The following is a 14,901-nucleotide window of genomic DNA, read 5'->3' as shown; positions in this document are numbered from 1 at the left end:
GCCCTCGTCGACAATGCCGAACATGCGTGCGGAAATGTCTTGGTACTCCACGCGGGTCTTTCCCGTCTCCAGTTTCGGAAGCTGGGCGGGGGAGTGAATGGCGCAGTGCACGAAGTCGAAGTTCGGCCACCACTTCTTTGGACGTTCGTATTCGTCTTGCCCGCATACGATGCAGGTCAGGTGGACCCAAACCGGGCGGCTGCCGGCTTTGCGATTAGCCCGCGACTGGACCAGCCAGGCCGGCGGGTTTGCATTGAGCTCGGCAAATTCTTTTTCGCTCATTCGCGAAGGGACGCCATGGCGCTTGGCCATTTCCATGGGAATATCCAACGCAATTGCTGCGTCTCTACGTGTCATCATCGTCTCCAAGCCTAGAGTACCGGGGCATTCTTAGGTATATGCCATTGCTCTCGCGGCATTTAAAAGCATCCGAAAGCGAGGTGGAGATCACCCGGGGATGCGGCATGGGTCTCACTTTCTACGCCGAAACCGGATAATTCATTCGCCTTTCATGAGCTCCATCACTTAGGCTGTATGAAGCATGTGCTAACTATCACTCCGCATGTTCTACGACAGAGAAGGATTGCTCATGGCCAGCAAAAAGAACGGTATGCGACTCGCAGCTGCCGTTATCGGTATTTCCGCCATCGCGCTGACCGGTTGCACCGGTCCGTCATCAAATGACTCGGGTGACAACGGATCCGGTGAAGCCAGCAGTGCCCCCATCACCTTGGGCACGACCGATAAAGTAACGTCGCTTGACCCAGCGGCCTCTTACGACAACGGCTCGTTTATGGTCATGAACCAGATCTACCCGTTTGTGCTGAACTCGGAACCGGGCAGCCCAGACCCATCCAATGACCTGGCCGAGTCGGCCGAGTACACCAGCCCTACCGAATTCACCGTTAAGTTGAAGCCGGGATTGAAGTGGGCCAACGGAAATGATCTTGATTCGAAGGATGTGAAGTTCTCCTTCGACCGCCAGCTGGAGATCGCGGACCCCAACGGCCCATCATCGCTGTTGGGCAACATGGAATCGGTTGAAGCTCCGGACGCCACCACCGTGGTTTTCAAGCTCAAGGTTGCCGAGGACCAGACCTTCCCGCAGGTGCTCACCTCGCCGGTCGGCCCCATCGTTGACGACGAGGTCTTCCCGGCCGACGAGGTTCTCGATGACCAGAAAATCGTGGATGCCAACGCCTTCGGCGGCCAGTACATCATCGATTCCTACAACAAGAACAACCTGATTTCCTTCGCGGCGAATGAAGCCTACCAAGGCGTGCTCGGTGCACCGGCCAACTCGAAGGCAGCAATCAAGTACTACGCGGACGCGAACAACCTCAAGCTCGAGGTGCAGCAGGGCAAGATCGATGTTGCCTGGCGCTCGCTGACCCCAACGGACATTGAAGATCTGGGCAAGGAAGAGAGCCTCGCGGTCCACAAGGGCCCTGGTGGCGAGCTTCGCTACATCGTCTTCAACTTCGATTCGATGCCATTCGGCGCCAAGACCGAGGACGCTGACGAAGCGAAGTCGCTGGCGGTACGTCAGGCAGCCGCACATCTGGTAGACCGCCAGGCGATCGCCACGAACGTCTACAAGGACACCTTCACTCCTGCCTATTCATATGTTCCACAGGGATTCACCGGTGCGATCGAACCGCTGAAGGATATGTACGGCACCGATGGCAAGCCAGATGCTGCCAAGGCCAAGAAGGTTCTGGAAGACGCTGGCGTGGAGACCCCGGTGGAGCTCGCGCTGCAGTACAACCCGGATCACTACGGACCGAACTCGGGCGACGAGTACGCGCTAGTTGAAAAGCAGCTCGAAGCCGATGGCCTGTTCGACGTTGACTTGAAGTCGACCGAGTGGGTTACCTACCAGAAGCAGCGCGTCACCGACTACCCCGCCTACCAGCTGGGCTGGTTCCCGGACTACTCGGACGCCGACAACTACCTGTCCCCGTTCTTCGCTACCGAGAACTTCCTGTCGAACGGCTACGACAACGCGGAGGTCGATTCGCTGATCTCCGAGCAGCGCGGCCAGTCCGACGTTGCAGAGCGTACCGCCTCGATCGAGGAGCTGCAGCGAATGGTCGCCGAAGACCTGTCCACCTTGCCGCTCTTGCAGGGCTCGCAGGTGGCCGTGGCCGGCAAGGACGTTCAGGGTGTCGAAAAGACCCTGGACGCATCATTCAAGTTCCGCCTCGGTGTGCTGAGCAAGTAATCTCGACGGCACCGTAAGTACACCTAAGACCAGGGGATCTACCTCAAGTGCAGAACTTCGTGCACCAGGTAGATCCCCTTGGCATGTCCATTTCGGACCATGCGCCAAAATTCTGATCCTGATACTAAGGACAAAAGATGACAATCACGTCGCAAACGGGCGAAACTCACAGCCCGGCACCTGCGCGCAAACCAGCGAAGCAGAAGGGCGGAGGATTCCTCCGCTATCTGATTACCCGCTTCCTGTTGATCATTCCCACCGTTTTCATCCTCATCACGGTGGTCTTCTTCCTCATGCGCGTAACCGGTGACCCGATTACCGCTGCCATGGGTGGACGTCTAACTCCAGACCAGTTGGCCATACGAATTCATGAGGCCGGCTATGATCGCCCGGTTCTCATCCAGTACATCGAATACCTAGGCCAGGTGTTCACCGGAAATCTCGGACGCACCATGAGCGATAACCGTGCGGTCACCGAGGTCTTGGTGACCTATGGCGCAGCTACCTTAGAACTTGCGGTTAACGCGGTACTCGTCGCGTTGCTTGTAGGCATCCCCTTGGGTCTGGTCGCGGCAAAATTCCGTGACCGCTACCCGGATGCGGTCCTGCGCATCCTGGCGATCCTCTCCTATGCGACCCCGGTCTTCTTCGCCGGCCTGCTGCTCAAGCTGATCTTCGGGGTGTGGCTGGATTGGCTCCCGATCAGCGGTCGTGCCGATTGGCAGACCGAACTTGCGCTGACCGGTCTGCAAAACCCTTCGGGCATTTATTGGCTGGATGCCCTGCGCAGCGGTAACCTGAACGCCTTCGGCGACGTAGCCGCCCACGCTGTGCTCCCGGCGTTGGCCTTGGGATTGCTGACCGGTGGGGTGTTCCTGCGTCTGGTGCGCACCAACGCAATTGGCACACTGGGACGAGAATATGTTGAAGCCGGACGTTCACGCGGCGTCAGCGAATTCCGCCTGGTTACCAAGCACGCTTACCGCCCGGCATTGATTCCCATCATCACCGTGATGGGATTGCAGATCGCCATGCTGCTCGGCGGCGCGGTGCTCACCGAAACCACCTTCGAGTGGGCGGGGCTCGGCTTCAAGCTGGCCGAGTACCTCACCGCCCGAGACTTCGTCGCGGTACAGGGCATCGTAGTGGTGCTGGCCATTATCGTGGCGGTCACCAACTTCATTGTTGACGTCCTTGCGGCCCTGATCGACCCGAGAGTCAGGTACTAATCATGAGCATCCCTTCGATTGCCTCGGCCCGAAAGTCCTGGTTCGCCCGGCTTCCGGTCGTTTCACACCTGCGCATGTCCTCTGGTCTCCAGCGCGGCATGTTGATCGCCGGCCTTGCACTTTCGGCGTTGTTTATTTTCTCGGCCCTCTTCGCCCCGTTGATTGCTCCCTTTGATTTCGCCCAGTCATCAGATATGTCCGGCGACTTCCCGCGTCAGGCGGCTCCCGATGACAAGTTCATTTGGGGGACCACCGTCACCGGCTACGATGTCTTCTCCCGCACCATGTACGGTGCGCGAACTGCGATCTGGGTGATTATCGCCGCGGTGCTGATGTCGCTGTTCGTCGGAGTGCTGTTGGGCCTGATCTCCGGCTACCTCGGTGGCTGGTTTGACCGCATCATGGTGGTGCTCGCCGACGCGATCTACGCATTCCCGTCACTCTTGCTGGCCATTGTGATGTCCATCGTCATCTCACAGGGCCAATCGAGCCTTTGGGGCGGCATCATGGCGGCGGCAATATCCATTACCGTGGTCTTCATCCCGCAGTACTTCCGCGTGGTGCGCGCCGAGGTGATGCGCCTGAAAGCCGAACCTTTCGTCGAATCGGCGCAGGTCATCGGTGCCAGCCCGTGGCGCGTGATGACCACGCACCTATTGCGCAACTCGACGCGCACCTTGCCGTTGATCTTCACCCTGAACGCCACCGAAGCGCTGTTGACGCTTGCCGGCCTGGGCTTCCTCGGATTCGGCATCGAACCGACCGCCGCGTCCGAATGGGGCTTCGACCTGAACCGCGCGATGTCCGACGCGACCAGCGGCATCTGGTGGACCGGGCTGTTCCCAGGTCTTGCCATCGTGCTCACGGTCATGGGCCTGACCCTGGTCGGCGAATCGATGAATGACCTCAACGATCCACGGCTGCGTCGTTTCAGCCGCAAGAAGGCACAACGCATCACGCAGGCAGGAGCCGCACGGTGAGTAACAATCTGAAAACTGACATGAACGCCACAGAGAATGTGTTGCGCATCGAGAACCTGAATGTCGACTTTGTCACGGATGCCGGGGCCGTCCCTGCGGTCCGCGGCGTGGATTTGTCGGTCAAGCCAGGGGAGATCCTGGCCATCGTCGGCGAATCCGGATCGGGTAAGTCGGTGACCGCGCGCACCGCCTTGGGGATCTTGGCGGAAAATGGTGCCTCGCATGGCGCTGTCTACCTGAAGGGCCAGAATATGCTGACCCTCCAGGGGTCCGCATTGCGGGCGGCTCGCGGACGAGACGTGTCGATGATCTTTCAGGAGCCATCCACCGCACTGAACCCGGTGTACACCGTTGGCTGGCAAATCATGGAGGGCATCCGCGCACACACCAAGCTGTCGAAAAAGGAAGCCAAGGCGCGCGCCGTCGAGGCGATGCGCCAGGTAGGCATTCCGGATCCGGAACAACGCGTGGATTACTATCCGCACCAGTTCTCCGGCGGGCAGAAGCAGCGTGTGGTGATCGCCGCGGCGCTGGCGCTGGAACCCGATTTGATCGTGGCCGATGAGCCGACCACCGCGCTGGACGTCACGGTGCAGGCCGAAATCCTGGCTCTGCTGCGGAACCTGCGCGATGAGCTGGGGACCGCAATTGTGATCATCACCCACAACATGGGCGTGGTGGCAGACATCGCGGACCGGGTCATCGTGATGAACCAAGGGCAGATTGTCGAACAAGCAACTTCGCGTGAGCTGTTCGAGAACCCGCAGGACGAGTACACCAGAACGCTGCTGGCGGCCGTACCGCATCTGGGACGCAATTCCGCCTCTGCCGGCCTGGAAGAGCGGCCCCACGCCCAAGCCGAAGTGCTCGTGGAGGCCAAGGGGCTACGGGTGCATTTCCCTGGACGTCTCGGAGCTCCTGGATTCACCGCGGTGGACGGAGTGGATCTGAAGATTCACGCCGGTGAGGTTTATGGACTGGTGGGCGAGTCAGGGTCTGGAAAAACAACCATCGGGCGCAGCATCGCCGGGCTCAATAGGATCACCGATGGTTCGCTGCAGGTGCTCGGCTATGAAATGGCGCAGTTCAAGGAACGCAGCTTCAAGCCGCTGCGCAAGCAGATCGGTTTCGTTTTCCAGGATCCCGCGGCGAGCTTCAACCCGCATCTGACCGTGGGGGAGTGCGTGGCCGAACCGTTGAACGTGCACCGAGAACTGAACCCTTCACAGACTCGGTCAAAGGTCGCTGCGCTCTTGGAATCCGTGCAGCTGCCCGGAGGCTTTGCCGATCGGTACCCGCATGAGCTTTCTGGCGGGCAACGTCAGCGAGCTTCCTTGGCGCGGGCCTTGGCGCTGGAACCTAAGCTGCTGATCGCCGATGAGCCCACCAGCGCGCTGGACGTGTCGGTGCAGGCGAAGGTATTGGAGCTATTCCGTGAATTGCAGGCGGAACTAGGATTCGCCGCGTTGTTCGTCTCCCACGACCTCGCAGTGGTTGACCTGTTGGCTTCGTGGGTGGGCGTCTTGTTCCGGGGTTCATTGATCGAGGAGGGGTTAGGCTCCAAGGTGCTTTCCGCGCCGCAAAATGCCTACACCCAGCGTTTGATCGCGTCCCTGCCGGTTCCGGATCCTCGCGAACAAGCCGTGCGACGAAAGATCATTGAAGAATTGAACGGCGCCTAGCCTGGATTCTAGGTTTTGCCCCGACATCCTTTTTCAGGTTGTCGGGGCAACGTCACTTAATGGGAAATACACGAGATGACCACGTAAACTAAACATCATGAGCGAGCCGAACACTACTGCCCCTATCGAGGAATTCGACCCGCATGCAAGTTCTCTGCCAGGGGAAGTTGAGCAAGAAGTCCTCGACGAGTTGTACGCCATCCGTGGAAGCATCGATAACTTCGATGCCCAGCTGGTGTATCTGCTTGCCGAACGTTTTAAGGCCACACAACGCGTGGGTCTGCTTAAAGCACGTCATGACCTGCCGCCCAGCGACCTCAATCGTGAAAAAGCGCAGATTCAGCGCTTGCGCACCTTGGCTCACGAGGCACACCTTGACCCGGAGTTTGCCGAGAAGTTTTTGAACTTCATCATCTCCGAGGTCATTCGCCACCATCAGAACATTTCTGACGCGCATAAAAATGACTGAACCAAGTGACGATTTCGCCCGTTCGGATGTCTTCGTCACCTCGTTCTGCCAATTTCCCGGTCAAGATCCGTTGGAGATTCACAAGGTTATCCGCGGGGAACTAGGCGAACCGAATCTGGCGGTTTTCCCGCAATTAGTGGACCGCGGCATGGGTTCCGATGCACTGGGCCGAAGCGCCACCATGGTCAGCGACATGGGCTTTGACCTGCAACCGCATGGTTGGCGCATCGGGGTCACCGATGGGATTGATGCCCGTCGGGCGCGGAGCTTGTTGCGCAGCGACGAAAACCTCTTGGCTGATGTCATCGGCGCCGAGAAGAAACCAGCGACGCGACTGAAGATTTCGACCCTTGGGCCGTGGTCATTGGCGGCCGGGCTCTACCTGCAGCACGGTGAACGGATCCTGATTGATCACGGGGCACGCCGGGATGTCTTGGAGGCTTATGCCGACGGGGTGAAGCAGCAGCTCCTGCGGATGCGCGGGAGCACCACGATTCAAAGATTTACGGTGCAGCTCGATGAGCCGCAGCTGCCCGCTGTGCTTGACGGCGCATTGCCCACCGCCAGCGGATATCGCACCTTACGCTCCATTCCACGACAGGAGGTGCGCGAGGTTTACTCCCGGTTTGTGCAGACGCTTGCCGAGGTCGAAGGCACGCAAATAGTCGTTAATCTGCCCAGCGCCGATGAGCAGTGGATCAAACGCGTGGACATCTTGCATCAGGCCGGTGTGCAAGGGTATGTGATCGATCCGGCGCGAGTGGATCACCGCTCATGGGAGCGCGTCGCAGCTTTGGTGGAAACCGGGGCGCAGATTTACCTTCAGCTACTTGAACCGGGCAAGCGTGCCCCGGGAGTTGTCGACGGGGTGAACAAGGTGCTCCGGCCCTGGCGGCAGCTTGGCCTGCCGTTGACGCAGTTAGGCCAGCTGACGCTGATGCCCGCAGGCACGTTTGCCAACGCGAGTGCAAATCAGGTGGTTGAATGCCTGCAACATTTAACCGGTTATGCCCAAGCTTTGGAGCAAACGCGGGTTGACGCGTAGCGGAATCCTTGATTTGTGCGGTCACAGCATGAAAACGGGGGTGTGTCATGTATCTTAGGAAGAGTGGGGAAAGTAAAAGTACCCGTATAGGCGACGTGGGTGACGCCACTGTTTTCGGTTTCAGGGGGATGTTGTATGAAGTTTCGGATTTTAGTCGTCGATGATGACGAGGCGTTGTCGGAGATGATCGGCATCGTCTTGCAGAATGATGGCTTCGAAGCATCATTTTGCTACGACGGATCCGGCGCAATCGAGGCATTCCGCGAAGCTAATCCCGACCTGGTTCTGTTAGACCTGATGTTGCCTGGAATTGACGGCATCGAGGTCTGCAAGCAGATTCGTGCGGAGTCGGACGTTCCGGTGGTCATGCTGACCGCAAAATCTGATACCGCAGATGTTGTTCGCGGCTTGGAATCCGGGGCTGACGACTATGTGCCCAAGCCCTTTAAGCCAGCAGAGCTGGTAGCGCGCGTTCGAGCCCGGTTGCGCCCGAATGAAACGCATGTGGCAGAAACTCTGACCGTGGGGGACGTGACAATCGATGTCGCCGGGCACCGCGTGACCCGCGCTGGTAATCAGGTCTCCCTCACCCCACTTGAATTCGATCTATTGGTCACCATGGCACGTAAACCGTGGCAGGTCTTCAGCCGCGAGCAGCTCTTGGAAGCTGTATGGGGTTACCGACACGCAGCCGATACGCGCCTGGTGAACGTTCACGTGCAGCGATTGCGATCCAAAATTGAATTAGACCCTGAAAAACCACAGGTCATTCAGACCATTCGCGGTGTGGGTTACAAGGCTGGTACGGCAAGTTGAGTGAACACGCCACGACCGGAAGCGAGATTGCACCGGTCGAAGTGCGTGCTCAAATTCCTCCGGTAGCTCCTGCATTCTTGAGGGTAAGGCTTTGGGTCAAACGACCTATTGAATGGATTCGGCAGCGCTGGCAGCGCCACCTGATGTATCGCACGGTGATTTCGACCCTGCTCTTTACCTCCTTGGCGCTGTTGGCAGCCGGCGCTTTTTTGTCCAACCAGATTTCCTCCGCGCTATTCAGCGAGCGGTTTAACCAGATTTCAAAAGAATCTGAACGTGGTCTGGCTCAGGCGCGTTCAATTCTTGAATCTGCCTCCACAACCGACCGTGTTTCTACCCAGTCCTTGGTGAACTCGACCTTGGCGACGCTAGAAGGCGACGGAGCCACGGTGATCCGTGACTTTGTGCTCAAACCAATTCCGGTCGCAGGTGATGAAAACCTGTATGTAGGACCCACCGCTTCTGGCTCATTGACTACCCGGGTAGTCCCAGACGACCTGGCCGAAAGTGTGCAGAGCGATTCGGGGATTTTTTGGCGTTCAATTGAGCTTGGCGTTGGTTCGGAGATTCAGCCAGGCATCATCATCGGCACCAAGGTGTTGATCCCTCCGGGCCGTGAATATGGGCTGTACTTGGTCTATGACTTATCCAGCGTGCAGGACACCCTGGAATTCATCAACCGTGCCATGGCCTTTACCGGTCTGGTCTTGTTGCTAGTCGTTGGCTTTATTTCCTGGTCTGTATCCCGCACCGTAGTGCGTCCAGTTGCAGACGCGGCGTATGTATCCGAACGGATTGCCTCGGGCGATCTCGACCGGAGGATGAAGGTTGCTGGCAAGGATGAAGTCGCCAGACTCGGTACTGCCTTCAATCACATGGCGCACTCGCTGCAAGAACAGATTACCCAGCTCAATCACCTCTCGGCCATGCAGCAACGTTTCGTTTCCGACGTTTCCCACGAATTGCGAACCCCGCTGACCACAGTGCGTATGGCCGCTGAGCTAATTCACGATGCTCGCGAGAACTTTGATCCGCTCACCGCCCGTTCGGCGGAACTCATGTATGAGCAGATTGAACGTTTCCAGAACCTACTCAATGACCTCTTGGAAGTTTCCAGATTCGACGCCGGCGTTGCGGTCCTTGATCGAGAGTCCACCGACCTGAACGTCATTGTACGAAAGGTGATCGACACCGCCACGCCCGTGGCCGATGAATATGGCTCGATTATCCGGTTCAACGCCCCGGCAGAGGGATGCGTGGCGGAATTCGACCCGCGCCGAGTTGAGCGTGTGGTGCGAAACCTCGTGCTAAACGCCGTAGAACACGGCGAACAGAACCCCATCGATATCACCATCGGCCAGAACGAAAGCTCGGTCGCGGTGACCGTGCGAGACTACGGCATCGGGATGAGTCCCGAGGCCTGCAAACATGTTTTCGATCGCTTCTGGCGTGCGGACCCGGCACGTGCCCGGACTACCGGCGGCTCGGGGTTGGGCCTGTCCATTTCAATGGAAGATACCCGGTTGCATGACGGACGCCTGGAAGCCTGGGGAAAGAAGGGCGTGGGCTCGGCATTCCGCTTGACCTTGCCGCGGACCGCGCACGACGCGATTACCTCATCCCCACTTCCATTGGAACCTCCGGTGACGGAAGAAATTCTCGGTCTGCTCGGTGATTCCTTCCCGTTGACCGGTGAGGTGCCGAAGATCGGCTACACGCCGTTGATCTTGGACGACGAAGATATTCTTATCGAGGACGAAATCTTCCCCAAGCCGGTGGATCCATCCGAGAATCCGGGGGAGGGCAAATAATGCGCTTACGGTTGCTGAGAGTTCTAACTATCGTATTTACCGGGCTGCTCATACTTTCAAGCTGCGCCGCCATCCCACGTAATTCGACCGTGCAGAAGATTGAAGCCGAATCCGACCAGGGCGAATCGCAGCCTTTTCGCTTTGATGCCCAAGGGCCAACGGAAGGTGCAGATGCACGCCGTATCGTCGAAGGGTTCGTCGAAGCTGGACGATCGGTCCTCGAAGATTATGCGCTTTCGCGGGAATTCATGACCCCAGAGTTGGGGGCCGACTGGCGCGGGAATACCCGCACGCTGATCTATGAGGCGATGAACGTACTCACCGGTGCCGAAAGTAACCGATACACGGTGCAACTGGAAATATCTGGTGAGGTTGACGCGATGGGTGTTTACACCCAAGAACCAGAGCATTCAACGCGCGCCGTGGACGTGGAACTTACCCAGGTGGATAACCAATGGCGGATTTCCAATGCGCCGGACGGGATCATGCTGGAATCGAGTTCCTTCAGCAAGATCTTCGCTCCGCAAACTATTTATTTCTACGACGCCAGCTACCAATATTTGGTGCCCGATGTCCGCTGGTTTACCTCTGGCGCGGGTACGACGACGTCTATGGTGGAGGCCTTATTGGCTGGTCCGGCGCCATATCTGCAGAACGCCGTCGTTTCGGCCTTTTCTCCGGCAAGTACGCTCGTGCGTTCGGCGGTGCCGGTGCGAGATGGAACGGCGACGGTTGATCTCAGCGCCGAGAGCCTCAGCGATGCCTCTGATCATGCGAAACAGCTCATGCAGCAGCAACTTGAAAAAACGTTATCGCCCTTGTCCTCCGTGAGCATTGTGCGCATGCTTCAAGATGAAACCGAAGTGACCTTGGGCTCGCCGTCGGCAAACTTTGTGCCGGCGCTGATCAATCCGAGTACCCCGGACACACTGATCGCGATTTCCAATGAATCGCTGGTTTACGTCAAAGGACGATCGATCATCCCCGTTGGCGGAGTCCCGGACATTTCGGCGTTCCACCCGCGCCATCCTGCCATGTCAGCGGTGGGCAATCGGTATGCCTTCCTCAATGGCAAGGGCACGCAATTGATGACGATCAGCGAGAGCGGAAGCGTCAGCGTGGCCGCTCAAGGCGGCGCCTTAATCCGCCCCTCGATGGACATCGCGGGCTGGACCTGGACGGCTGACAACACCGCGGAGCATCCGCTGCTGGTGGTGCCCGAAGATGTGGCCGGGCAGGGAGAAGTGCGCCCGATTAGCGTCTCCTGGCTCGAAGACACCAAAATCAGTTCCTTGGCTATTTCGCGTGATGGCGCACGTGCGCTGATCGTGGCCGAAGAGAATGACGAAGCTAAGGTATACGTCGCCGGCATCGTGCGTGACGCCGATGGTGTGCCACGCGGACTGACCGACGAGCCGATGGAAATCTTCCCAGATGTGCCAGTTTCCACCGCCGTATGGGACTCGGATCGTTCAATCATTGTGGCCGAGTTGAGCGCAACCGAACAGGTTGCAGCGGAACAAATCACTTTCGAGCATGGATCTGAACGGTTGGGTCTGCTGCTCGGCATGAGCGGCATAACCTCGGGTGTCGGAGATCGCCGACCGGTGTATGCCGAAACGAGCGAGGAACTTTACACGCGGGTGGGCAATTCATGGCATGCGCTCGATGACTACGCCAAAGACGTCGCATACCCGGGCTGAATTCACAATTGGTGAGACATCGTCCAGCGCAAGGCGGTTGCAGCGACATCCTTGAAGCATGTCACTCCAACGCCGTTCCGCTGGCTTACTTGATGCGCTGGTTCATGCGCGGAGCGCCGGATGGATCATTCACTCGGTGCGCGAGACGCTGAACCTACTTTTACCTACGAGTTGCGCAATTTGCGAGCGTGCGGATTTTAGGCTTTGCCCCGAATGCCGGCACAAGATTCATCAGCAGCTGTTTTTACCACCATTGGGGGATCAGCTGCAGTTCTATATTGAGCTGCCCAGTACGCAGTGGCAGCTGCCGGTCAGCGCCAGCGGTATCTACAGCAACGAACTGGCGCGAGCTATCTTGGCCTACAAGAATCAACAACGTCATTTCTTGGGCCAAGAGTTCGCTCCTTTCCTGGCCGCGGCGATTAATATTGCTTGTCCTCCTAGAGTATTGGGCCAGCCTACGTTGGTGGTTCCCATGCCCAGCTCCGTGCGTGCCCTGAGCACGCGCGGTTATCGACCAGTAGAGGTCATGCTGAAAATGGCACAGCGCCAGAGGCTGCTCGGGGAGCACACTCGGACCTCACCGGTACTTCACTATCGTTTCCGTCAGCTTCTTGGTGGGCAGCAGAAGAGCAAAACTGGGCCCGCGCGGCGAAGCGGTGACTCGCGGCTGATTGCGGAAATTCCGAAGTATTCGGGACAGCCGATAATTCTCGTCGACGACGTCACGACCACGGGGTCCACCCTTCGCAGTGCGGCGCTGGCTTGCTTTGAAGCAGGCTACGACGTGATTGGAGCCGTGGTTCTCGCATTCACAAAACCACCTAGCGATGACGAGGACTAGCCGATTTCGCTGAACGCGATATGAAATCTGGCTGTTTGGTACTTGAATCCTGCCGGATGTGGCATAGGGTGAAGTATGGGTTGCATCACAGATGCAGCGAAGGCCCATCTTCAGCCTTTGGGGGAGGAAAACCCCGGGCTGTTGTGTCACCCGACTCCCTATTGGAGGACACCATGGAGCTGAATTACAGCGGACGTAATATCACCGTCTCGGATCGATTCCGTGAGTACGTTGACGAGAAAATCACCAAGGTCGACCAGCTGGCCAGCAAGATTCAGCGCATCGATGTGAAAGTCGTCAAGGAAGCACACGCCCGCAACCAGAGCACCGCGCTTAGCGTCGAACTGACGGTCGTTTCACGGGGCCCCGCAATTCGTGCGGAAGCTCGCGGAGCAGATAAATTTGCGGCGTTCGACATCGCATTCGCAAAGCTCCTCGAAAGATTGCGCAAAGCACGGGATAAGCGGAAGGTTCATCGTGGAAACCATGCGCCAATCGCTGTCCACGAGGCGACTAGCTCGCTACCCGTAGCTCCAAGCGACAAATCTTTGGTGCAGGAGACGCTCGAAGCCCAGGCAAATGCTGAAGCCGAGGCAAACGCGAAGGAAGCGGAGTATTCGCCGGTCGTCATTCGCCGTAAGGTCTTCCCCGCTGAAGTCATGAGCGTTGATGACGCAGTTGATCGCATGGAACTCGTTGGGCACCCCTTCTATCTGTTTATCGATGAAGCCACCGGCGCTCATTCGGTCGTCTACGGACGTACCCAGTACCAGTACGGCGTCATCACCCTCGACCCGTCATTGGGTGAAAATGACGAATTGCCAACCGAAGTTCGCGGTTACCGCGATAAGGCCCTGGCTAACGAGGGCTAATCATTAACAACTCTCACGACCTGGGCGGTCAACGCACTCTGGGCTTATCTCAAGCCCGAAGAATTGCGTTGGCCGCCCAAGGTCTGTCTCGACCACGCAAGCAGACCAAGGTTTCCAAGCGCCACCTTGTGGGGGTTCTTGACGCAATCGGGCAATTGCAGATTGACTCCATAAACGTCGTCAGCAGGGCGCACTATGTTCCATTGTTCGCTCGACTTGGTCACTACGACACCCAATTGCTGGATGCCTTGGTGTCGCAGCGGCATGGACCGGCAACCGAATACTGGGCACATGAGGCAAGCTATGTGCGTAGCGAGCTCGTGGCAGATCTCGTGCCCTGGCAACGACGGCGCTGGGTTGATCGTTCGGAACAATTCGATGGCGATTTGAAGGACCTGAGTGCCCGGGTAATCGAGCACCTCTCGTTGCACCCGGGTACTAGCGCACGCCAGCTCAGTGCCTCGCTGGGAGTCAATCCCATGAAGGATCGAAGCCACTGGGGATGGAACTGGAATGACACCAAGATTGTCACCGAAGCATTATTTGCGCAGGGCAGGATTCTTGCATTGGGTCGAAACACGCAGTTCGAGCGATTATTCGCACTGAGCCAGGATGTCTTGCCGGAGCTGCCGGCGGTCGACCAAGAGCATAAATATCAGGCGCTACGTCGGCTAGTCGTAGAGTCCTTGACCGCTCAAGGCATTGGTACAAAGCATTGCGTTGCCGAATACTTCAGATTGCCAATTCGTGAGGTTCAGGCAGCTCTGGAATCCATGGCTGACGAGGGACTGGTGGAACGCGTGCAAGTTGAACGAGTGACAGAGACGTGTTTTATGATCCCCGGTACGAAAATCCCTCGGAGAATCGCACCGGATCTGCGCTTATTGGCGCCATTTGATTCGATGGTGTTCAACCGCAAGCGGCTGGAACGCTTCTTTGATTTCGAATACCGAGTCGAAATCTATGTTCCCAAAGAGAAGCGTCGCTATGGTTATTATGTTTTCCCAATGCTTTACGGGGAGCGCTTCGTTGGTAGGGTCGATTTGAAAGCCGACCGCGCGAAGGGCGAATTGCAGGTAAATTCGGTGCATTATGAGGCGCACGCACCGAACGAAGTTGCTGCTGCCTTGGAAATTGAACTCGGACGAATGGCGCGCTGGCTTGCCTTAGACAACGTGAAATACAGGCTGTGAACAGCCTGTTAGCGCAGTTCCTATTTGCATGCA

General features: G+C 57.7%; 13 protein-coding genes. 12 read left to right on the top strand and 1 reads right to left on the bottom strand.

The window, feature by feature from the left end:
* Nucleotides 1-360, bottom strand: a 360-nt coding sequence (locus ACT3UQ_RS10370; RefSeq protein ID WP_444637076.1) for a hypothetical protein, incomplete at its 3' end; no start/stop codon positions are given.
* A gap of 229 nt (nt 361-589) precedes the next feature.
* Here ACT3UQ_RS10370 and ACT3UQ_RS10365 point away from each other — a divergent pair.
* The 12 genes from ACT3UQ_RS10365 (at nt 590) to ACT3UQ_RS10310 (ending at nt 14,868) form a co-directional block, all read left to right on the top strand.
* Nucleotides 590-2,224 carry an ABC transporter substrate-binding protein gene (locus ACT3UQ_RS10365; RefSeq protein WP_105569253.1) on the top strand — a complete coding sequence of 545 codons (1,635 nt, stop codon included), beginning with the start codon at nt 590-592 and terminating at the stop codon, nt 2,222-2,224.
* A gap of 137 nt (nt 2,225-2,361) precedes the next feature.
* A complete protein-coding gene (locus ACT3UQ_RS10360; RefSeq protein ID WP_105568859.1) occupies nt 2,362-3,453 on the top strand; it encodes an ABC transporter permease in 1,092 nt (363 codons plus the stop codon).
* Between the two features lie 2 nt (nt 3,454-3,455).
* Nucleotides 3,456-4,433: an ABC transporter permease gene (locus ACT3UQ_RS10355; protein WP_105552459.1), complete on the top strand. Its 978-nt coding sequence runs from the start codon at nt 3,456-3,458 to the stop codon at nt 4,431-4,433.
* A gap of 20 nt (nt 4,434-4,453) precedes the next feature.
* Nucleotides 4,454-6,115 carry an ABC transporter ATP-binding protein gene (locus ACT3UQ_RS10350; protein WP_105552458.1) on the top strand — a complete coding sequence of 554 codons (1,662 nt, stop codon included), beginning with the start codon at nt 4,454-4,456 and terminating at the stop codon, nt 6,113-6,115.
* A gap of 97 nt (nt 6,116-6,212) precedes the next feature.
* The gene (locus ACT3UQ_RS10345; RefSeq protein ID WP_096286604.1) at nt 6,213-6,584 is read left to right on the top strand and encodes a chorismate mutase; all 372 of its coding nucleotides are present in this window, start codon (nt 6,213-6,215) and stop codon (nt 6,582-6,584) included.
* Nucleotides 6,577-7,629, top strand: coding sequence for a hypothetical protein (locus tag ACT3UQ_RS10340; RefSeq protein WP_444637075.1), 1,053 nt, complete (start codon nt 6,577-6,579; stop codon nt 7,627-7,629). Before ACT3UQ_RS10345 ends, ACT3UQ_RS10340 begins: the two co-directional genes overlap by 8 nt.
* Nucleotides 7,630-7,764: 135 nt before the next feature.
* The gene (gene mtrA / locus ACT3UQ_RS10335; RefSeq protein ID WP_105552456.1) at nt 7,765-8,445 is read left to right on the top strand and encodes an MtrAB system response regulator MtrA; all 681 of its coding nucleotides are present in this window, start codon (nt 7,765-7,767) and stop codon (nt 8,443-8,445) included.
* Nucleotides 8,446-8,522: 77 nt separating this feature from the next.
* Nucleotides 8,523-10,256 carry an MtrAB system histidine kinase MtrB gene (gene mtrB, locus ACT3UQ_RS10330; protein WP_258133473.1) on the top strand — a complete coding sequence of 578 codons (1,734 nt, stop codon included), beginning with the start codon at nt 8,523-8,525 and terminating at the stop codon, nt 10,254-10,256.
* Between the two features lie 89 nt (nt 10,257-10,345).
* The gene (locus tag ACT3UQ_RS10325) at nt 10,346-11,959 is read left to right on the top strand and encodes an LpqB family beta-propeller domain-containing protein (RefSeq protein WP_181148226.1); all 1,614 of its coding nucleotides are present in this window, start codon (nt 10,346-10,348) and stop codon (nt 11,957-11,959) included.
* A gap of 136 nt (nt 11,960-12,095) precedes the next feature.
* Complete coding sequence (locus ACT3UQ_RS10320) at nt 12,096-12,803, top strand: ComF family protein (protein ID WP_444637074.1); 708 nt, start codon at nt 12,096-12,098, stop codon at nt 12,801-12,803.
* Nucleotides 12,804-12,976: 173 nt separating this feature from the next.
* On the top strand, nt 12,977-13,675 hold the full coding sequence (hpf, locus tag ACT3UQ_RS10315; RefSeq protein WP_105552452.1) for a ribosome hibernation-promoting factor, HPF/YfiA family: 699 nt from the start codon (nt 12,977-12,979) through the stop codon (nt 13,673-13,675).
* A gap of 68 nt (nt 13,676-13,743) precedes the next feature.
* On the top strand, nt 13,744-14,868 hold the full coding sequence (locus tag ACT3UQ_RS10310) for a winged helix-turn-helix domain-containing protein (RefSeq protein ID WP_444637073.1): 1,125 nt from the start codon (nt 13,744-13,746) through the stop codon (nt 14,866-14,868).
* The last annotated feature ends 33 nt before the right edge of the window (nt 14,869-14,901 follow it).

The sequence above is a fragment of the Glutamicibacter sp. AOP12-B1-11 genome (assembly GCF_052379245.1).
Taxonomy (GTDB): Bacteria; Actinomycetota; Actinomycetes; order Actinomycetales; family Micrococcaceae; genus Glutamicibacter.
Note: the sequence above shows the minus strand (reverse complement) of the source record. Positions and strands in the feature narration are given on the sequence as shown.

Bases quoted from the DNA above. Each gene is read 5' to 3' on its own strand.
- ACT3UQ_RS10365 (WP_105569253.1), top strand. From the start codon at position 590: ATGGCCAGCAAAAAGAACGGTATGCGACTCGCAGCTGCCGTTATCGGT.
- ACT3UQ_RS10360 (WP_105568859.1), top strand. From the start codon at position 2,362: ATGACAATCACGTCGCAAACGGGCGAAACTCACAGCCCGGCACCTGCG.
- ACT3UQ_RS10340 (WP_444637075.1), top strand. From the start codon at position 6,577: ATGACTGAACCAAGTGACGATTTCGCCCGTTCGGATGTCTTCGTCACC.
- mtrA (WP_105552456.1), top strand. From the start codon at position 7,765: ATGAAGTTTCGGATTTTAGTCGTCGATGATGACGAGGCGTTGTCGGAG.
- hpf (WP_105552452.1), top strand. From the start codon at position 12,977: ATGGAGCTGAATTACAGCGGACGTAATATCACCGTCTCGGATCGATTC.
- ACT3UQ_RS10345 (WP_096286604.1), top strand. From the start codon at position 6,213: ATGAGCGAGCCGAACACTACTGCCCCTATCGAGGAATTCGACCCGCAT.
- ACT3UQ_RS10350 (WP_105552458.1), top strand. From the start codon at position 4,454: ATGAACGCCACAGAGAATGTGTTGCGCATCGAGAACCTGAATGTCGAC.
- ACT3UQ_RS10355 (WP_105552459.1), top strand. From the start codon at position 3,456: ATGAGCATCCCTTCGATTGCCTCGGCCCGAAAGTCCTGGTTCGCCCGG.